Below are 18,588 nucleotides of genomic sequence, written 5' to 3'. Positions count from 1 at the left end.
GCAACCCTTCCGGCGCATACACACCCCCGTGGGGTGGGCGGGACGTGAAGGGTTCGGACCCGGAGTTCACACAAGCACGACCGACGAGGAAGCCCAGAACGTCGGCATGCCAGTGGTGCGGGTCGACGAGCAAGGTCGACGCGTCGAGCCCGCGTCGGTGCAGCCGGTGCAAGGACTTGGAGAAGATCATCGCCGAGGCGACGAGCTACCTCGCAGCGCATGGATTGCGACCCCTCGGCGGGTCTCTCTTCGCGGAGTCCCCCGCTGAAACGGATGTCCGCAAGCGGGCGGCCAGCGCTCAGCGGGTCCTGAACAAAGTGCGAAAGTCGGCCGCCGCTCCGCAGAAGCAGGTCGGAGCGAAGAGGGCTGCGATCAAAGGGTCTCCTGGTCCGAAAACTGCGGCCGGGTTACCTACGCCATCGTCGACGTCGGGTGAAAAGGTTCGGCGACTCCGCGCCGAAATCGCCCGCGTAGACAAGCGCATCACTGAGATCAACAGGCAGCCCAATGCGCATCTCAGCAAGCGCCTCGCGAACCTGAACGTGACCCGGCAGCGCTTGATCGAGGCACTGGGAAAACATCAGCACTTCAGAAGCCGGTCGACGCGGAATCCGGGGTGATTGGTCGACCGCCGTATAACAGACGCTGGGAGTTGTTCTGCTCATTTAGCCAGGAGTCTGGTGTATCAACTTCCACTGCGAAGCGCAGGTCGCACTGGTCTGCGCTGTAACGGTAGAGGTCACTCGGACGGTACATGGGCCGTGAAGTTGCCAATCGTCGTCGTTCCTGTGTTCGCCGTGCTGTTAGTTCTGCCTGGATGCTCAGGTGGCGAAGACCGGGCCGTGGACCCGTCGCCTGTTGCGTCGGCGTCGGCGTCGGCGACGACCACAGTGACCGCGACGGCTTTGCCGTCAGCACAGCCGACGACGGAGGTGCCGCCGGTCGTAGCGACAAATGCATTCGAAGCCGTCGAGACATACGTGGAACCGGCCCCGGTGTACGAGGAGCCGTACATCGTCGATTGCCAAATGGGATTGGGCCCGATTGCCACAACATGGTCTGACGGATCAGAGACGGGTTGGTCGCCGTACTGCCAATCCGTCCATGATCAGGTGCTGCAAGGCGAGATCGACGCCAACACTCCGACGTGCGAGACCGATGTCTGCGTGTACCCGAACGGTGCGACCATCCCGAACCCGAACTACCCAGTGGTGCAAACACCTTCACCTTGGGTTCAGGGCCAGATCGACTGGCAGAATTGCCTAGAGGCAGGCAACACCGAAGACTCTTGCCGCGCAACTCCGAATTAGCTTGTTCAGCATCAACGTGTCTCCGATCGGAAGCCAAGTTACTGTAGCCAAGTCTCCGATCGGTGCTCGATCTTGATCGCACGCATTGCTTTGTACTCTGAGGTGGGATTCCAGTCGCCGAGGTATTTAGCCTCCATAAGTGTGCCCGGAGCCGTCTGACCGAATCCAACCATTAGTGTGGTTATCGGTTTTGGTAGTGGTGACGTCCTGGGGGTCGACGCACGAACAGGCGATTGATTCGCGGGCCGCTGAAGTGGTCCTAGTCCGCGAACCACTTGTCGCCGTGGAAGCGCTTTTTGCGTGGCCCAGGCTTCGAACCGGCGTCAGGAACGAACGCCGGATCGATGTACCTGTGTGAAACCCGGATCTCGTCGGTTGTCTCAAACTCTAAGTGTAGCCCGAACCAATTAACGCACTCGTCGGCAATCCGGAAAAGACGTCTGCTGAATGTGTATCCATCTGTACAGATGTCGGCGACTCTGTCCGCGCCCGGCATCTCGAAGAGACCGTCATTGAGCACGGTTTGTTTTCATTCCGACTCAAAGGACTGTGACGAACACTGGACGCTCGAGTACTCGACTTCACGAATTTGGTCACCTACACGAGTGCAGCCGTCCGCTGGCGGCTCCGGCAACACCCTACGGTCCGATGACCTCCGAATCGGCGTCGAGCCGTTCGGTATTACTGCGCAGGGCAGGGCAGACCAGTCCTCGTCTGAGAACGATGCCAGGATTCATGGTGTAATGTTCCCGTGCCTTCGTGTGGTGGCGCGTGAGTCGATTCAGGTCTCAAGCAGCAAGTGACTGCTGCTTGCCGCTACCGAATTAAAAAATTCCGCCAAATTGATTCGATGTTGAACAAGGGTAGCCTCGCCTTCGTTCCGGAATATTCGCGTCCATAGGCCTCACCATTTACAAGCTCAATTCCTGCTAGAGAATGTTCTCAACTTGTTTAACCGCGCCACTTACCGTAAGTCGCCCAGAAAGTAGGTTCGGGATAAGCGTATTTCGCAGATTTATCAAGACAGAATTTTCGTTCAAAGCTAATATAGCAACGGCGCGATGATTGTGTGCGCGGACATTAAATTCGGCGATTGCTCGCTGATCAGGAATTCGTAGAGTGGTATCCACAATCACGCGCGCGTTCATATTCTTCTGAACCGAACCGGATATAGCTCCAGCGCAATATGCCTGATACATTTTGGATCTCAGAAAGTGAAATATGAACAACGAATTCTCAGGATTTTTGGCGGATAACCTCACCAGGTAAGAGGCAAAGACCGAAGGAGGGAAACCGGGATCGACGTAGCCAACTTTGCCCGGATCCGCCATTCGAGCGACGAGAATATCGCCTGGTCTGACGGCGTATCGCTGAAGCTCAGTTTCGGTCGGACTGCATGTAGGAGCACTCGGCCAGGTTATCCAGGGCTTCTTATTGATGTCAGTTACCCGTAATAAGCGCTGACCGCTCGGCGAGTTAGTTGGTTTAGTTGTAATTCCATACTGCGTTGACACGATGCTTGCCAGCAAAACCTCAGGGCTCTTCAAGCCTCGATAGAGATCATCAAAGATGAGATCACAGAGCTGCGTCGATATTTCGGCGACCTGCAGATTCGCAAGGATTTTCATATCAAGTGCCGCCAGGAGAGAAGAGATTGCTTCCTGGGTGCGACGATCTGGTAGCGGGACGATTCGGCTCTGTGCGAAAAGTGTGTACTGGAAACGTGCAACTCCAGTGTGTTGCACTTGGTACTGCTCTATTTCACCGGTGAGGTACAGGCTTTTCAGGAACCAGTAGACGTAGCGTGGATCAGCGATGGAGTCGTCGACACGCAGGAATCTGGCAAAACTCGCGCAGGTCGCGTCAAACGGAAGCGAGTCGAGCACATCCTGAGTTATGAGCATCGTACGACCAGTTGGACGTGTGGGCGAACCACCCGCTGTCTCGATAAGTATGTCGTTCACTTGGAGCCGCCGCCGCTCGACAGTTCGATCTGGGAGATATCTGACAGGTACGCCCGTTCCATCTCCCTGGGAAACGGATTCGAAGTCGGTACCTCGGATAACCGAATATTTGGTGTGTTTATCCGTGGGTTCTCCCTTGCCCCAATCTCCGTCTTTTGACGTGGTAAGGAGATCAACCAAATAATACTCCATCACATGATCCTGCCAAGTTCGTCACGGACAATGCCTTGCAATCGGTTCGATTCTTCGAATAACCTGGCCAATTCTCTTGACAGCCGATTAATTTTGTCGGGAAGGGGTTCGGCATCCTCAAGGGTTTCGGCGGCGCCAACATACCGTCCGGGAGTGAGGGCGTAGTCTGCAGCCTTGATCTCGTCGAGACTTGCCGAATAGGAGAAACCGGACTTGTCGGAGTATGCGCTTGATGCAGCGGAAACTGACCCCCTCCATGAATGAAAACACCTGCTGATCGCCGTGACGTCGTCATCGCGCAAGGCGCGCTCAGCTTTATCGACCATGTATCCCATGTTTCGGGCATCAATGAACAACACCTGCCCCCGCCGATCGATGGATCCCTTCGGCCCAGCGGACTTGTCCTTCGCAAAGAACCACAGACAGACCGGGATACCTGCACTTCGGAAGAGTTGGGTAGGCAGTGCAACCATGCACGAGACCAAGTCGGCCTCGACGATCTGCGCTCGGATGCCGCCTTCACCGCCCGAGTTCGACGACATCGAACCGTTCGCCATGACTACACCGGCACTACCGCGCTCAGCAAGTTTCGAGATGATGTGTTGAATCCAAGCGTAATTGGCGTTGCCAGCCGGCGGCACGCCGAACCTCCAGCGGCTGTCGTCTTCGCGTCGAGCCCAATCTTTGATGTTGAAAGGAGGATTAGCGAGTATGTAGTCAGCGCGCAAGTCCGGGTGCTTGTCCTGTACAAAGGTGTCCTCCCAGCGGTCACCGAGCTGGCCGGTAATGCCATGGATCGCGAGGTTCATCTTGGCCATGCGCCACGTGCGCTGATTGGCTTCCTGACCGAACACGTGAGCATCGGTCCGATGCCCGCCGTGGCTCTCGATGAATTTCTCGGTCTGTACGAACATGCCACCCGATCCACAGCACGGGTCGTAGACTCGTCCGCTGTACGGTTCGAGAATCTCGACCAGCACACGGACAACACTCGAGGGCGTGTAGAACTCGCCACCTCGTTTACCCTCTGCGCGAGCGAATTTCTCCAAGAAGTATTCGTAAACCTCGCCAAGTAGGTCTCGGGCCCTTGTCGAGCCGTGGCCGGTGAACCGGGTGTCCGTCAGTAGGTCGATCAGCTCACCGAGGCGACGCTGATCGAGACTGTCATTGTTGAATACGAGGGGGAGCGTGCCCGTGAAGTTGGTGTCGGTCTCCATGATGACGCCCATGGCTTCGTTGACCAGCTGACCGATCGTCTTACCCGGTGATCCTGGTGTCTCCTGAATCCCGCGTGCATTCGTAGCGAGGTACTGCCAGCGCGCAGTTTCGGGAAGCCAGAACACGTTGCTCCCCGCATACTCATCGGCATCGTCGATCAGGTTTGCGATCTGGTCCTCGTTCATACCTTCGGCCACGAGCTCAGCGCGGATTTGCTCACGCCGCTCATCGAAGGCGTCGGATACGTACTTGAGAAAGACGAGCCCGAGAATGACGTCCTTGTACTGCGAAGCGTCCATCGAACCGCGGAGCTTGTCCGCGGCCTTCCACAGGGTGTCCTTGAGTTCCTTCATCGTCGACGGCGTGCTGACTGCCGCCGCCCGTTTCCTAGGAGGCATTGCGTGCCGGCCTTTCTTGTAGAAGCTGCGAATCGTCGCCGACGGCGAGCACTCCATGCGCCAAGCCGTCGACGAGGGTGCTCGTTAATTGATCGATCTGGGTCACTAAATGCATAGCCGCCGCGCGCTGCTGACGTAACGAATCGACCGCATCGATCGTCGCCGCTGCTCGATCTGGCGGTACCCGCGGAATCTCCCAACGCTTCCACGTCGCACTCGACCTGATTGCACCCGACGGTCGTGAGCCGAGACCGGATGCGTTGAGGTGACCTGCGATGACGTCGGGAATGAGGCCCGACGAGGGGGCGTCGGCGATCCTGATGATCCTCGCGGGGTAGACGACTACCGACGAACCCTCGTGGTCGACGATCGCACGAAAGCGTGCGCCAGAGCAGAACACGATGTCACCAGGTTCGGTGTAACGCGCACTGGGATACGCCGTCGAGAACACCAAGCGATCCAGCCCGCGTCTGCCCAACGGACTGTCGCCGAGGACCTCGTCGAGGCCCAGAACACGCACAGTGCCGCCGGCGATCAGATGTTGGGATTCGATTCGGTGGCCGCCCACGATCTTGACTTCGCCCGATGCGGCGAGCTGCCCGAGTGTAGGCAACAGCAGACCCTGCGAATCGCGGTATCCCACCGGGATGCGGACTTCGCGACGCAGTTCGAGCTGGGTGCGACGGACAGCATCCGAATGTGTAAGCACCTCTGCTGCAAGTTCTGCACCACTGCGCCTGGCACGAGGTCGTTTGATACGGGCCGGAGTTAGGCCCTTTCTGTCCTCGGCCAACAGCACCGAAGTCTTGGCCAGTACACCGAACTGGAACGCGTGGGCGTGAACGCTCTGCCAATCACCCATCGCTGCAACGACATCGGACACCAGGCCGTCTATTGTTGCGGTGTCCAGCTCGCGTGAGCCGACATCGACAAGCACCGACCATCGGTCCGCGGGTTTGACCGCCTCGGACGCGGGACCGAGCACCCACAGTGCCATCGACGTTCCGGGCCGCGCAGTCAACAAACCTTCCGGCAGTCGAATGACCGCGCGTACACGGTCCGATCGCAGAATGTCCGATCGCACCCGCGCAGCATCGGAATCTGGTTGTGCATCCAGCAAGGCAGATGCGGGGGCCAGGATGATCGCGACGTGTTCGTCGGACATCTGGACGGCAATCTCATCGATATGCGCCAGGATCTCCGAATCGCTTTGAGCCAGAGGCGACGGATACTCGACGATGAACGCAGCCGGCCCCGGTACCTCGAAGCCACTGCCGAATCCACCCTGGGGCGGATTCCTTCTGGCCCAGCCGTGGACAATGAGGCGACGCCGCGCCAGACGCGACAGGCGTGAGTCGGTTTCGTGGCGGACGGCCGTCGATTCCGAATATTCGGGAAGGGCAGCACGGACTGCAACCAGCAGGTCGCTGATGCCGCCGGACGGGTCGACGTACACGTGATGATCGGGGTCGGTGAGAGCCGTCGTGATGGCTGCGCACAGGGTGAGGCATCGAGGAGCGAGTCGAATCGCTGGCAGATCACCACCGTGCAGCCGATTCGATTGGGCAAGAAGTGTTTCGAAGGCCCGACTCGGACCGTACGCGGAATCGACCATTCGGTCCGTATACTCGGCGAAGTCGGCGATCCCATCGCCGAGGGCTTCCAGTTCCGAATACAGGAACTCGTCGTCGGGGTCGGTCTCGTCGGCCTCGTCCAAGAGTTCGATCGCCGAATATTCACTGAGCTGCGCCCCTAGATGCCACTTGAGGCAGAGCAGAGCACTTATCCCGTCGAAGGCCACGTCCGTGCCTAGGTCGTTCCCTGTGTCCAGAGCCGCGTGCAGCGCCAGGCTCTCCTCCAGGGCGTCGTTGTTGCCGAGGTTGCGGCTTACGATCCACGAGACGATCTCGTCGCCGTCGTAGCGTCGCTGCTGATTGCGCCCGTGACGCGGAGCTGGGAACGGACGGTCGGTGCCCCGGTACCGGCGCGTCCACATCGTGACCACCGGCCGCTGGACCTGGGCCAACGCAGCGATTTCGGACATCGTGAGGAGGGTCGCGACGCGATCGCTCATGGATGTCGCACCTCCTCGGTAGACTTGGTCGAGACCTGTCGGTCCACTCCCCTGTAAGCTACCCGAGGTTTCTGTCAAACTGACACGCAAATTTGATAACCCCGGTTATCAATACACGGCTTCATTTATGAATGGGCCTTGGTCGAAGCTGTTCACATCAGCAACCGACCGAGGAGGACACGATGCTCGCTGTACTACACATTCGCCGGGCGGAGTTCGGCACGGGCGACGACGGCGAAGTCGCTCTGGCCTGGATGGGCGGTGAGATCAGCCCGCAGTCAATGGTTTTCGAAAGTTCTACAACGGTCGGCATGTACGCACCTGCTCTCGATGCTTTCGAACATCTACTGGCGGTTCTCGAATCTTCGGCTGTTTTGTACATATCGGACAGTGCCTTCCGGCGAGAGATCCAGGCGGCCTCGGCGTCGTTCCCGGGGATCACTGTGGTGGATGCCGCCTGCGGGCGTCTCGTCGAGCTGGTCGGCATCGCAGTCCAGGCATTGGACGACCACACTCGCTTCGCACACCGTCGTGCGTGGGCCGCTGAACTCGCGAGGCGTGAGGCTCTCCCCGAGCTGGTGGTCGCCACCGACGCATCCAAGGCGACGGGCCGTTCTGGCGTCGGCGTCGCGTGTGTCAGCGCCGAAGGCGGGTTTGCCAGCAAAGCCTATCCCGACGTCGATAGCGTGCTCGCCGGTGAACTTCTCGCAATTGCGCTGGCAATCAGAACCTTTCCGTACCGTCGACTCCACATCCTTACCGACAGTAAGCCCGCTCTGGCGTCGTTGACGAAATCACGGTCGCGCCTGCTCGACACGCGCCGCGGAGACGTCGTCGAGATAGTCGACGTCGTCCACCGACGAGCCGAAGGTCGCGACATTCGGTACAGCTGGGTCCGCGGACATTCTGGACACGAACTCAACGAAATCGCCGACCGTCTCGCCGTCGCTGCACGACGGAATCACGAAGCGGGAGTCGACCCGTGCGTCAAAGAGCAGATCAACCGAAACATCCTCGGACAGCTGAATATCAGCGTCCTGGCTGCGTAGAAATCATCCCGGTTTCTGCACCTTCAGTTCCAATCGAAAGGCTCATCCATGTTCAAGAAGTCTCTCTTCGCTGCTGCTGCCGTCGTCGGAACCGCACTGCTCGGTGCGGGCGTCGCTTCAGCTGCACCCGCGACGTCGTTCGGAAACGGCACTTGGGCTGTCGGCAGCGACATCGCCCCCGGCACCTACGTGTCGTCGGGATCGCTCGACGAGTACGGATGCTACTGGGAGCGCGCGTCGAGCTTCGATGGTGACTTCGACTCGATCATCACCAACGATTTCATCAGCCCCGAGTCCGGGCAGGCCGTCGTGACGATCAAGTCGAGCGACGTCGCGTTCACATCCAGTTTCTGCGGGACCTGGACGCTGAAGGCCCCCGCGCCGGCGCCGAAGCCTGCCCCGGCACCTGCGCCCGCTCCCGTGCCGCTGCCGTGGACGGGTTCTGCGGGGCTGTAGAAAACTCCGGCAGAACGTCCTCGAGGGGTGGGCGTTCTGCCGGTCCAGCTCGGTCGAATTGTCGGGACCTCCCGTTATATTTCGGGAGGGGTAGTTCTTTCAACTGATGGGGGTGGGGTCGGATGTCGAAGAACACACCACGCGAGTGGTCGTATTGGACGGAAAACAAGCTGCAGATACTCAGTGAGTACCTGCCAGCCTTCAACGTCGCAGCAAAGAAATCGCACGAACGGATCTACATCGATCTCATGGCAGGGCGAGCGGAGAATGTCGCGCGATCAACTGGAGAGCCGATCGCTGGATCACCGAGGCGGGCGTTGGCGTCGAGCCCCGGCTTCACACGGAACATCTTTTGCGAACTACCGCAGAATGCGGACAAGCTCAAGGCAGACCTGCACGACCGGTTTCCGGATCGCGTGTTCGAGGTCGTGTCCGGGGACTGCAACATTACGATCGACGGCACGCTGGCGCGGTACAAACGCTTCTCCAAAGCGCCGACGTTTGCCTTCGTCGACCAACAGGCAGCAGAAGTGCATTGGTCGACATTGCAGAAAATCTCCGAATTCAAGTCCTTCAAGGCGAAGGCGGAGTTATGGATACTGATGTCGCCAGTGTCGATCGCTCGCGGGACACGTGGGACAAACAACGATATCTTTCGCCAACGTGTTTCGCGGTTGTACGGCACCGACGATTGGCTTCGCGTACAGCGCGCGAAGGAGCGGCGTTTGATAACGGCGAAAGAGTATCGAGCCGAGATGGTCAATTTGATTCGCTATCAGCTCGCTGAGCAGCTGGGCTACGCATACACCCATCGAATCCCGATGCTGATGCCGAACAAGACTGAAATCTACGACATGGTCTTCGCTACAGACCATCCCGCGGGCGACCGGATCATGCGTCACCTTTACAAGAAGGCCGCACAGCGTGAACCGGCAATGATGGCGCAGGCGGTGCGCCGTGCGAAGGAGCAGCGAATCGCGAGGAGTGGACAAGCCGGCCTTTTCGAGCTGGAGCTTCCCGAACCCGAGATCAGCGGTGAGGTTCTGTGGCAACCCGAGCCTCACTGGGATCCGTCGACGCGTCCGTGGTGGTGACTAACCAGCGCGACGTGGCATCTCGTCCCAGAGGCGGCCGTCGAGCTCGCGTCCGAGTTGTTTCGGGGTCCGGCCGCCCCACTGCTTGAAGAAGAAGGGAACTCCCGCTTGGCGACAGTCGTCCCGCAGACCCCGTGCCCAGTTGATGTCCATGACACGGTAGTTCGGTCCGGATTCTCCGCCGGCGATAACCCAGCCGATGTCGCGTAGGTCGATCCCGTCAAGCGGACCTATCAACGGCTCGCAGGAAAGGAACCGCACTGCTGCGGGTACGGTTCGCAGATGGTCGACGCGTTCCAGGGCCGACGCGTCTTCTACCGATACACCCATCCACACGTTCGACGGCCACTCCAACTTGTCCGCCATACGCGACAGTCGAAGTGAGCGCTTGGTCAGGATCTGATAGGTGTGCTGCGGAGTCTCCCGCATGACGTCGAACACGTCGCGGACGAACGCGATGGGTACCTTCGCATGGAACAAGTCGCTCATCGAGTTGACGAAAACGACGCGGGGTGCGCGCCACCGACGAGGCTGATCCAACGCCCGCGGGTGTGTAGTGACTCCGAATCCAGGGCCGGAGGTGCGTGGATCGCCGTCGTTCTGGTACTTCTCGGCACCCATGGCCTTGAGCCGCTTCGACAGCGTCAGCGCATAACAGTTGTCACAACCAGTGGAAACGCGATCACAGCCGGTCACAGGATTCCACGTCGCTTCTGTCCACTCGATCGAAGACTTGTCTGCCACAACCCCACCTTTGTCGAACGTATGTACGAGTGAATCACAGAACTGGGTTTCTGCACCAGTTACTGGACCGGATCTTACGGCGAGCGCCGAACCGGTCGGGTTCCACTCGAGGAGTGCTTTCCCGTGAACTCGCACTTGTGCAGACGACACGCCGACGAGGAACTGCGCAAGTGCGAAGTCGACGGAATCAGAACACCCAGTTCGTCAGGACGACGCAGGTGACGGTGCCGCCGAGGATGCTGAGGGCGATGTTGCGGCGCCAGAGGTGCAGGCCGATGGTGACGGTGACGCCGGCGAGGGGTGGGATGCCGTGGGCGGCGCCGGTGAGGTCGATGGAGGACAGGGCGTAGACGGCGAGGATGGCGACGGCGCCGAGGGGCATCCACTTACCGAGTGAGTCGAGGAGGGCGGATTCTCGCAGGGACGATCGGACGAGGAACGGAATTGCTCTCAGCGAGAATGTGATTCCGACGGCGACGGCCAGGGCTGCGGCGATGTACCAGTAGTCAACCACGCCGGTGCCTGACCATCAGGGCTGCGGTGAACACGCACATTGCCACGACCAGCATGGATCCAGGTGCGAGCACCCACCCGATCATCCCGGCGCCGACGGCCAACATCAGCGTCACCCGGTCGGGATTCTCGCGGTAGACGTCGAGGAACAGCACGACGAACAGTGCGGTGAGGACGAAGTCGAGTCCTTCGAGTCCGGCGAGCAGGGAGCTGCCCACACCGGCGCCGACGAGGCTTCCGACCATCCACGACGAGTGCAGGCCGAACTGGGTCCACAGGATCTGTCGGCCTCGTAGTCGGGCGGATGCGAGGGCGAAGGCTTCGTCGCAGAGCGCGAAGATGCTGTACAGCTTGGCTATTCGGCCGTCGACGCGTTGCAGGGGGAAGGTGAGACCGTAGAACAGGTGCCGTGAGTTGACCAGTAGTGTGGTGATGGCGATCGCGGCGAGGGGTGCGGATGCGGCCAGGAGCCCGACCAGAATGAATTCGACGGAGCCGGCGAAGAGGACGCCGGAGATGATGGGCGCGAGCCACCACGGGAGATCGTGTGCGGTGACGATCACCCCGAAACCGATTCCCAGAACGAACAATCCGAGCCATACGACGCCTGCTGATCGGGTGGCGTCGCGGAACGGGGAGCGTAGCTGGGTGGGGGCGAGCGTGGTCATGCGGCAATGATAGGAAATACGTCGCGCGATTTTGTTGCCGCTTCTTGTGTAAAGCCCGAGATGCGCGCAATATCAGAGATGTGGATGCCATCGATGAGCACATTTTGTTGCTGCTGCAGGAGAACGGCCGGTTGACCAATCAAGAGTTGGCTGCGCAGGTGGGGCTCACGCCTGCGCCGTGCCTGAGGCGCGTCCGCAAGTTGGAGGAGGACGGCGTCATCACCGGTTACTCCGCGATAGTCGACCGAACACGCATGGGGCGGGGGTTCGAAGTCATCATTCATGCCGACCTCGTCGCGAAGGACTTCCGGACGGTGGCCGCGTTCGAGGAACGCATGGCCGGGATGTCGGAGGTCGCGGAGTTGCGCAGGATGTTCGGCATCCCCGACTATTTCATTCGTGTTCGTGTGGCGGACCTTGCAGCGTTCGAAAAATGGCTCACGACACAACTTATGGGTGATCCGGCCATCGCGCGGGTGGACTCGCGCATCACCATGAAAATTCTCAAGACCGATGCTCCGTGAGTCTCGCTGACTTACCATCGTTCTCGTGAGAAAGCTGATTGCGTTGTGTGCGATCGTCGTTGCCGCACTGCTCGTCGGGAACGTTCCCGCGCACGCGCAACCACGTCCGTTGAGGGTGGCGATCGTCGGCGATTCCTTCAGCGCGGGCGTCGGCGCGAGCAGCGGCTACGGCGGCTACGCCACTCTGCTCGGGGCCAGGGGTTGCTGGGATCTGAATCTGGTGGCGCGGTCCGGCAGTGGGTACGCGGCAAGCACCGACCCGTTCGTCAGTGTCCCGCGGGTAGCGGCCGTCGCGACGTCGCTTCCGGACGTGATCATTGTGCAGGGCAGCGGAAACGACCGCGGCGACGGCAGGTTGTTCGCGGCGGCCACCGGCCTGTATCTCACTTACCGCGTGGTGGCGCCGCAAGCGCGGATCATCGTCGTCGGGCCGACCGGTGCCCCCAATGCCAAACACGGCAACATCGACGAGATCCGACGCCACCTCCGCGATGCGGCCGGGGTGGCAGGCGTGACGTTCCTGGATCCGAAGGCGGAGCGATGGTTGAACCCGGCCACCGATTACGCGCCCGACGGAATTCACCCGGACGACGGTGGTCACGCTCGATTGGCGGACCGACTGTTCTCCGCGCTGTCCGGCCTCGGCGTCGGCGGTAGTTGCGGCTGATCGGTACGGCCGAGCTGTAGATCGCGCAGCCACACCAGCAGCGACAGACCGGCGAACACCACTCCGGTGATGCAGACTCCGGTCCAGCCGTAGTGCTTCCAGGCGAGCGTGCCGACGGCGGACCCCACCGACGCTCCGACGAAGTACGTCGTCATGTAGATCGAGTTGATGCGCGCCCGTGCTTCGGGTTCCAAGGCGTAGACGACGTTCTGATTGCTGACGTGCACGCCTTGCAGTGCCAAATCGACCAGGACGAAGGCAAGCACGAACACGAGCCAGACGTGGCTTCCGATCATGAACAGCGGCCACACGGCGATCAGCAGTACGACGCCGATTCCGGTTCCCCACTGAACCAGTCCGCGGTCGGCCAGACGGCCGGCGACCGACGCCATCAGCGCACCGGCCACGCCGGCGAGCCCGATCAGCCCGATCTGAGCTGCGGAGAAGCCGAATTCGGTGGTGAGCAGCAACGTCATCGTTGCGAACACTGCGCTGACCGACGCGAAGGACAAGGCACCGAGGGCGGATCGAACACGTAACCGGGGGTACCGACGGACGAGCACGCCCATCGACGCCAGCGCGGGCAGGTAGGACACGCCTGCTGTCCCCGAGTGTCGCGGCAGTACCCGCCACAAACCCGCTGCCGCGATCAACATCAGGACCGAGGCCAGCCGGTACACCCCCTGCCATCCGGTCACGTCGGACAGTAGGCCGGAGATGCTGCGGGCCAGCAGAATTCCCGTCAGCAAACCGCCCATGACGATTCCGACGACTCGGCCCGACTCCGACGGGTCGGCCATCGAGGCTGCGAACGGAACGATGACCTGCGCGGCAACGGAGAACAATCCGGCCATGGCGGTCCCGACGAGCAACCACGAGAGTCCGGGCGAGAAGCCGGCGAGAGCCTGCCCGACGGCAGCCAGCGCCATCAGTCCGACGCTGAGCTTCCGTCGATCGACCACATCGCCGAGCGGAACGAGGAACAGCAGACCGAGTGCGTAGGAGATCTGCGCGACGGTGACCGACACTGCGGCCGCGGACTGCGAGACTCCGAAGTGTTCGGCGATGAGGTCGAGCAGTGGCTGGTTGAGGTAGTTGCCGCCGGCGCTCAGTCCCGTTGCCACCGCCATGAGGGCGACGACGGGAGTCCCGATCCCGGTTTTGTTCGACGTTGTCGTGTTCACGGGTACAGCCTTCTCCTGATCGATCATGCTGTCCAATAGATCGATCAGCACCATCGATCGCGCCAAGCGATAGATTGTGGGGGTGGAACTCCGTCATATCCAGTACGCCGTCGCGGTGGCCGAGGAACAGCACTTCAGCCGAGCTGCCGCCCGCCTGCACGTCGCGCAATCTGCTCTGAGCAGTCAGATCCGCGACCTCGAGCGAGAGCTCGGCGTCGAGCTGTTCACTCGCACCAGCCGTAGCGTCACCGTCACCAAGGCGGGCCAGATCTTCCTCGAACGCGCCTACGGCGTGCTGGGTGCGGTGGCGCGCCTCGTCTCGGACGTCTCGCCGTCGAACACCGAAGTTCGACGCCTCCGCGTCGGGATGATCGTTCCTTTGACCCGGGTGGATGTGGTCGCGGCCGTCGCCGCGTTGGGGACCTCGCATCCCAACACGACGGTGTCGCTGTTGCCGAGGGGCAGCGCGGATACCGTCGCAGGTGTCGCCGACGGTTCCCTCGACCTGGGGATCATCGGCCTCGCGCCGGGCCGGACGCACGTCGGTCTGACGTCGACTGCGCTGTGGACGGAGAAGCTGTCGTTGTTCGTCTCCCCCCGTCACGAGTGGGCAGGCAGGGTGACGGTGCGCCTGGCCGAACTGGGCGGAGTGCCGATGATCGACCGGCCCGCGGGGAGCGAAGCCCGCATGCAGACCGATCACGCGTTCACGCAGTCGTCCGTCGAGCGGGGCCCGGTCATCGAAGCGGACTCGGCGGAACTGGTCACCGGGCTGGCGGAGGCGCAGCTGGGTGTCACACTGCTGCCGTCGTCACTGGCCGAGTTGTTTCCTCGGCTTCATCGGATCGACGTGGTCGACGCACCGACGCGCACCGTCTCGGTGATCACCCACCCCGAGCACATCACCTCGGTGACAACAGCGTTCACCGAGATCCTGCTGAATCAGGCGTCCTGAGTCCGGATCCGGGGGTAAGTGCCGTCACCCAGGTTCGGGTCCGGCAGAACACCGTCGGGATCGATGAGCGCGACGTCTCGGCCGTCGAGCGCGATGCGTCGCATACCCTCGAGAGTCATTCGTCGGCCGACGTCGGAGAACCGGTTCACCCGGGAGACGTCGAAAACGATTGTGCCCGAAGATATGTCGCGGGACAAGGCGTCGAGCAGCATCTCCGCGCCACCGAACTGTACGACGCCCTGCAGCTCGACGGTCGATTCGCCGTCCTCGTCGCGGATGCTCCGCAGGACCGACGAACCGTAGGGCTCGACGTCCATCAGATGCATGCCCATGTCGTCGGACAGCCGCTCGAAGACCTTCACGCCGCGGACGCTGTTGCCGTGCGAGTCGAGTCTCGGTGACAGGACGCCGATACCCACCTGGCCCGGCAGCGAACCCAGAAGACCGCCCGCCACACCACTTTTCGCGGGAATACCCACCGACGTCAACCAGTGGCCGGCGGCGTCGTACATGCCCGCCCCTGCCATGACCGACAGGGTCTGCCGGGCGACCGCCCGGCTGACGACCTGTTCGCCGGACGTCGGGTGAACCCCGCCGGACGCCAGCGTGGCTCCCATCAGCGAGAGGTCTCGGACCGTGACGTTGATGGAGCACTGCGTCGTGTAGCCCTCGACGACGGCATGGGCCTCGTCGGGCAGAATGCCGTAGTTGCGCAGCATGTGCGCGATGGCGAGGTTTCTGTCCGCAGTGTCCAGCTCGGACCGGCAGACGGACTCGTCGACGGACAACTGCCGTCCGGCGAGGGTCGAGAAGAAACTCAGTGCGCGAGAGGTTCTTTCCTCGACCGACGAACCCAGCAGAGAATGTGTGGCGATGGCGCCTGCGTTGATCATCGGATTCTTCGGCCGGCGAGTGTCACCTTCGAGGGACAGCTCGTTGAACGCCTCGCCCGACGGCTCCACCCCGACCGTGTCGAGCACGGCGTCGAAGCCCCGGTCGGTCAGCGCGGCCGCGTACGCGAACGGCTTGGAAATCGACTGGATCGAGAACTCGGTCTCGTCGTCGCCGACGGAATGAGTCCGTCCGTCGACCGTCGTCACCGCAATCCCGAACACGTCGGGGTTCGCATGCGCGAGATCGGGAATGTAGTCCGCGACCTCGCCGTCCGTATTGCTCGACAGGCTGTCCAGTACTTCCCGCAGGTAATCGGGAACAGGTGACTTCACGGTACGAAATTTAGCACCGGGTCACCGGGCGAGGCTCAGATAGCGCCCATGTCTGCGGACAACCAGTGTCGAGGCTCTAGGTAGAACGCGACGTGTTCACCCAGGGTCTTCTCGAACTCGAGGTATCCCTCGACCTTGTCGGGCGCGAGGTAGCGGCTGGCCATCTCTCGTGACTTCTCCTCGCTGCCCGGCTCTTCGCGGAGCAGAGGCCCGTCGATCGAAACGTAGCGGATGGACGGCTCCGTGCGCTCGACCATCAAGCTGAATCGCCCTGCAGCACGGATCAACTCGGCCTTCTTGGAAGTCTTCCCGGTGAGCACCCAGGCTTCGCCGCCGGGGGTGTACTGGTACCAGATGGGTACGGTCAGTGGACCTCGATCGTTGCCGGCGAAGACCGACAGGGCCGCGATGTGCGGCTCGGACAGAAACTCTTCTCGTTCCGATTTCGACAGTGGCATGCGCTCAGTTTAGGTCCGTCACTCCAGCTCGTCGAAGGGTTTCGCATACCGAAAGCTCCCGTTCACCGGGCCTGCACCGAGCTGGAGGGCCTGGAAGAAGTGGCCCCACGCGGGGTCGGGCGATTCGACGCCGACATCGAAGCCCGCGCGAAACCCGAACCGGCTGTAGTAACCGGGGTCGCCCAGCAGAGCCAGCACCGGGATGTCGAGTGCCTCCGACGCGCCGATCAGCGCGTACATCAACGCTTTCCCGACGCCGGTGCCCTGGAACTCCGGGAGCACGGCGAGCGGTCCGATCCCGACCCCGAAGTCGACGCCGCGGCTACCGATGACGTACCCCACGATCGTGCCGTCCACGACCGCGACCAGCGACAACTCGGGGACGTACCCGTCGGCGAACAGCTTCTCGGTCAACCCGACTTCGACAGGTTCGGCGTCGTCCTGGCGGAATGCTGCCCGCACGACGCCGAGGACGGCCGGGCGGTCGGCTGGACGTTCGCGTCGAATCATCACCGCCCGAGTATGGCTGCCGTTCATCGGTGTTCCGATTGCTCAGCGGGGAATCGGCTTGAGCACGATGTCGGTCGGATGAGCGTCGGCCGGTGTGTCGACCGCATTGCGGACTGCCTGTGCGACGGTGGATGCCCGCAGGAACTGCGACGGCTCGTAGTGATCCCCTTCGTGTTCGACGATCGCCCTCTGCATGTCCGTGTCGATGCGTCCGGGGTGAATCGATGTGACCCGAAGCGCCGGCTCCTCCGCGCGCAACGCGTCGCCGAATGCCCTCAACGCGAACTTCGACGCGGCGTACGCGCCCCACCCCGGATTGACGCGCAGACCCGCCCCGGAATTGATCAGCACCACGTGGCCGCCTGCCCGTCGCAACGCCGGCAGAAGAGCCTTCGTCAGGGACACGACCGCGAGAACATTCGACTCGTACTGGGCGCGCCAATCCGCAATCGAGGACTCGGCAACCGTCCCCAGCGTCGCAACGCCTGCATTGTGCACCAGCACGTCGAGAGACTCGATGCCCTCCGCCGCCCTGGCCACAGCGTCGTGATCGAGAAGATCCACCGGCCACGGCGTCGAACCCGGCAGTTCCGACGCAATCGACGCCAGCGAGTCCGCCGACCGTCCGCCCAGTCGAACCTCGTGATCCGACGCCAATACCCGGGCAATCTCCGCCCCGAGTCCCCGGCTCGCACCCGTCACCAGCGCAGTGGAAGTCATGCTTCCACCTTAGATCCGTGCACTGTGCCGGACCGAACGTGACGTTCGGTCACTTGGAGTGACCGAACGGTTCATTCGGTCCGACGGATCGGGCTCAGTCGAATGTCATGCCCGCTTCGGCGGCCATGGACATGGTGGTGCTGCCGCCGTCGAGGGATTCGCGGATGATGTCGGCGTGGCCGGCGTGCTGGGCGATTTCGCGCAGGATGTGCAGCAGGGTGAACCGTGCCGATTGCCATGCGCGTTCGGGAGCCCAGGGTGCCGTCGGGAGTGGGATTTGGGCGTCGAGGTCCATGGTGGCGAGTGCTGTTTCGGTGTCGGCGGCGACGCGGGCGAGGTCGGCGATCAGTCCGGCAACGGTCTCGTCGGGACCCATGACGTACTCGGTGCCCATACGGGACATGTCGAATTCTGCGTTCTCGTCCATGTCGGCGATGGTTTTCATCCAGCCGCGCTCGTTGCTGACGACGTGGTGGAGCAGGCCGCCGAGGGTCAGTTCGCTGACGGTGGTTCGGGTGCGGGCCTGGTCGTCGGTGATGCCGGTGACGGTGTAGAGGAAGTTCTTGCGCTGATCGGCGAGCATTCGCGCGATGTCGGCTTTTTCACCGGTGAGAGTCATGGTGTTCCCTTTCGTTGCTGGTGAGAACGACAGTAGAGACGATTG

General features: G+C 61.7%; 19 protein-coding genes. 7 read left to right on the top strand and 12 right to left on the bottom strand.

Annotated elements, in window-relative coordinates; all coding sequences use genetic code 11:
• The first annotated feature begins 44 nt into the window (after positions 1 to 44).
• Positions 45 to 620, top strand: a complete 576-nt coding sequence (locus tag H292_RS27715; RefSeq protein WP_155949802.1) for a hypothetical protein — start codon at positions 45 to 47, stop codon at positions 618 to 620.
• Positions 621 to 2,239: 1,619 nt separating this feature from the next.
• On the opposite strand, the gene H292_RS28210 is transcribed toward H292_RS27715, so the two are convergent.
• The 3 genes from H292_RS28210 to H292_RS27220 are packed head-to-tail and all read right to left on the bottom strand — an operon-like array spanning position 2,240 to position 7,156.
• The gene (locus H292_RS28210; RefSeq protein WP_155949801.1) at positions 2,240 to 3,466 is read right to left on the bottom strand and encodes a hypothetical protein; all 1,227 of its coding nucleotides are present in this window, start codon (positions 3,464 to 3,466) and stop codon (positions 2,240 to 2,242) included.
• Entirely contained in the window at positions 3,466 to 5,082 is a 1,617-nt protein-coding gene (locus H292_RS0117425) for a class I SAM-dependent DNA methyltransferase (protein WP_027498891.1), read from the bottom strand. Before H292_RS0117425 ends, H292_RS28210 begins: the two co-directional genes overlap by 1 nt.
• Positions 5,072 to 7,156 carry a hypothetical protein gene (locus H292_RS27220; RefSeq protein ID WP_020112214.1) on the bottom strand — a complete coding sequence of 695 codons (2,085 nt, stop codon included), beginning with the start codon at positions 7,154 to 7,156 and terminating at the stop codon, positions 5,072 to 5,074. Before H292_RS27220 ends, H292_RS0117425 begins: the two co-directional genes overlap by 11 nt.
• A 182-nt stretch (positions 7,157 to 7,338) precedes the next feature.
• Here H292_RS27220 and H292_RS0117415 point away from each other — a divergent pair, with 182 nt between their 5' ends.
• The 3 genes from H292_RS0117415 to tcmP all read left to right on the top strand — a co-directional run bounded on the left by H292_RS0117415 (position 7,339) and on the right by tcmP (position 9,755).
• The gene (locus tag H292_RS0117415) at positions 7,339 to 8,205 is read left to right on the top strand and encodes a ribonuclease H family protein (RefSeq protein WP_020112213.1); all 867 of its coding nucleotides are present in this window, start codon (positions 7,339 to 7,341) and stop codon (positions 8,203 to 8,205) included.
• A gap of 48 nt (positions 8,206 to 8,253) precedes the next feature.
• A complete protein-coding gene (locus tag H292_RS0117410) occupies positions 8,254 to 8,661 on the top strand; it encodes a hypothetical protein (RefSeq protein WP_020112212.1) in 408 nt (135 codons plus the stop codon).
• 122 nt (positions 8,662 to 8,783) lie between these two features.
• Complete coding sequence (gene tcmP / locus H292_RS0117405) at positions 8,784 to 9,755, top strand: three-Cys-motif partner protein TcmP (protein ID WP_020112211.1); 972 nt, start codon at positions 8,784 to 8,786, stop codon at positions 9,753 to 9,755.
• On the opposite strand, the gene H292_RS0117400 is transcribed toward tcmP, so the two are convergent.
• The 3 genes from H292_RS0117400 to H292_RS0117390 all read right to left on the bottom strand — a co-directional run bounded on the left by H292_RS0117400 (position 9,756) and on the right by H292_RS0117390 (position 11,680).
• A complete protein-coding gene (locus H292_RS0117400) occupies positions 9,756 to 10,499 on the bottom strand; it encodes a DUF5131 family protein (RefSeq protein ID WP_020112210.1) in 744 nt (247 codons plus the stop codon). It abuts the gene before it with no gap.
• Positions 10,500 to 10,686: 187 nt separating this feature from the next.
• Positions 10,687 to 11,013 carry a branched-chain amino acid transporter permease gene (locus H292_RS0117395; RefSeq protein WP_020112209.1) on the bottom strand — a complete coding sequence of 109 codons (327 nt, stop codon included), beginning with the start codon at positions 11,011 to 11,013 and terminating at the stop codon, positions 10,687 to 10,689.
• Entirely contained in the window at positions 11,006 to 11,680 is a 675-nt protein-coding gene (locus H292_RS0117390) for an AzlC family ABC transporter permease (protein ID WP_020112208.1), read from the bottom strand. Before H292_RS0117390 ends, H292_RS0117395 begins: the two co-directional genes overlap by 8 nt.
• Positions 11,681 to 11,760: 80 nt before the next feature.
• Here H292_RS0117390 and H292_RS0117385 point away from each other — a divergent pair, with 80 nt between their 5' ends.
• Both H292_RS0117385 and H292_RS0117380 read left to right on the top strand, forming a co-directional pair.
• A complete protein-coding gene (locus H292_RS0117385) occupies positions 11,761 to 12,204 on the top strand; it encodes an Lrp/AsnC family transcriptional regulator (protein ID WP_020112207.1) in 444 nt (147 codons plus the stop codon).
• Positions 12,205 to 12,229: 25 nt separating this feature from the next.
• Positions 12,230 to 12,871 (top strand): SGNH/GDSL hydrolase family protein, encoded by a 642-nt coding sequence (locus tag H292_RS0117380; protein WP_020112206.1) that lies wholly within the window; start codon positions 12,230 to 12,232, stop codon positions 12,869 to 12,871.
• Here H292_RS0117380 and H292_RS0117375 read toward each other — a convergent pair.
• Positions 12,802 to 14,106: an MFS transporter gene (locus H292_RS0117375; protein ID WP_020112205.1), complete on the bottom strand. Its 1,305-nt coding sequence runs from the start codon at positions 14,104 to 14,106 to the stop codon at positions 12,802 to 12,804. The genes H292_RS0117380 and H292_RS0117375 overlap by 70 nt on opposite strands.
• Before the next feature lie 31 nt (positions 14,107 to 14,137).
• Between H292_RS0117375 and H292_RS0117370 the strand changes: the two genes are divergently transcribed.
• Positions 14,138 to 15,010 carry a LysR family transcriptional regulator gene (locus H292_RS0117370; protein WP_019665099.1) on the top strand — a complete coding sequence of 291 codons (873 nt, stop codon included), beginning with the start codon at positions 14,138 to 14,140 and terminating at the stop codon, positions 15,008 to 15,010.
• On the opposite strand, the gene H292_RS0117365 is transcribed toward H292_RS0117370, so the two are convergent.
• The 5 genes from H292_RS0117365 to H292_RS0117345 all read right to left on the bottom strand — a co-directional run bounded on the left by H292_RS0117365 (position 14,998) and on the right by H292_RS0117345 (position 18,543).
• Positions 14,998 to 16,236, bottom strand: a complete 1,239-nt coding sequence (locus H292_RS0117365) for a glutaminase (RefSeq protein ID WP_020112204.1) — start codon at positions 16,234 to 16,236, stop codon at positions 14,998 to 15,000. The genes H292_RS0117370 and H292_RS0117365 overlap by 13 nt on opposite strands.
• A gap of 35 nt (positions 16,237 to 16,271) precedes the next feature.
• On the bottom strand, positions 16,272 to 16,694 hold the full coding sequence (locus tag H292_RS0117360) for a pyridoxamine 5'-phosphate oxidase family protein (protein ID WP_020112203.1): 423 nt from the start codon (positions 16,692 to 16,694) through the stop codon (positions 16,272 to 16,274).
• Positions 16,695 to 16,712: 18 nt separating this feature from the next.
• Positions 16,713 to 17,231, bottom strand: coding sequence for a GNAT family N-acetyltransferase (locus tag H292_RS0117355; RefSeq protein ID WP_230594125.1), 519 nt, complete (start codon positions 17,229 to 17,231; stop codon positions 16,713 to 16,715).
• 15 nt (positions 17,232 to 17,246) lie between these two features.
• The gene (locus tag H292_RS0117350; protein WP_020112201.1) at positions 17,247 to 17,924 is read right to left on the bottom strand and encodes an SDR family oxidoreductase; all 678 of its coding nucleotides are present in this window, start codon (positions 17,922 to 17,924) and stop codon (positions 17,247 to 17,249) included.
• Between the two features lie 94 nt (positions 17,925 to 18,018).
• Positions 18,019 to 18,543, bottom strand: coding sequence for a DinB family protein (locus H292_RS0117345; protein WP_020112200.1), 525 nt, complete (start codon positions 18,541 to 18,543; stop codon positions 18,019 to 18,021).
• Positions 18,544 to 18,588 lie beyond the last annotated feature (45 nt).

It is taken from the genome of Rhodococcus sp. 114MFTsu3.1 (genome assembly GCF_000383555.1).
In the GTDB taxonomy this organism is placed as follows: Bacteria; Actinomycetota; Actinomycetes; order Mycobacteriales; family Mycobacteriaceae; genus Rhodococcoides; species Rhodococcoides fascians_E.
This window is presented reverse-complemented; position numbering and strand designations above follow the sequence as displayed.

Excerpts from the sequence above, each read along its gene's own strand:
- H292_RS28210 (WP_155949801.1), bottom strand. The coding sequence starts at position 3,466 with ATGGAGTATTATTTGGTTGATCTCCTTACCACGTCAAAAGACGGAGAT.
- H292_RS0117425 (WP_027498891.1), bottom strand. The coding sequence starts at position 5,082 with ATGCCTCCTAGGAAACGGGCGGCGGCAGTCAGCACGCCGTCGACGATG.
- H292_RS27220 (WP_020112214.1), bottom strand. The coding sequence starts at position 7,156 with ATGAGCGATCGCGTCGCGACCCTCCTCACGATGTCCGAAATCGCTGCG.
- H292_RS0117415 (WP_020112213.1), top strand. The coding sequence starts at position 7,339 with ATGCTCGCTGTACTACACATTCGCCGGGCGGAGTTCGGCACGGGCGAC.
- H292_RS0117410 (WP_020112212.1), top strand. The coding sequence starts at position 8,254 with ATGTTCAAGAAGTCTCTCTTCGCTGCTGCTGCCGTCGTCGGAACCGCA.
- tcmP (WP_020112211.1), top strand. The coding sequence starts at position 8,784 with ATGTCGAAGAACACACCACGCGAGTGGTCGTATTGGACGGAAAACAAG.
- H292_RS0117390 (WP_020112208.1), bottom strand. The coding sequence starts at position 11,680 with ATGACCACGCTCGCCCCCACCCAGCTACGCTCCCCGTTCCGCGACGCC.
- H292_RS0117360 (WP_020112203.1), bottom strand. The coding sequence starts at position 16,694 with ATGCCACTGTCGAAATCGGAACGAGAAGAGTTTCTGTCCGAGCCGCAC.
- H292_RS0117355 (WP_230594125.1), bottom strand. The coding sequence starts at position 17,231 with ATGAACGGCAGCCATACTCGGGCGGTGATGATTCGACGCGAACGTCCA.
- H292_RS0117350 (WP_020112201.1), bottom strand. The coding sequence starts at position 17,924 with ATGACTTCCACTGCGCTGGTGACGGGTGCGAGCCGGGGACTCGGGGCG.
- H292_RS0117345 (WP_020112200.1), bottom strand. The coding sequence starts at position 18,543 with ATGACTCTCACCGGTGAAAAAGCCGACATCGCGCGAATGCTCGCCGAT.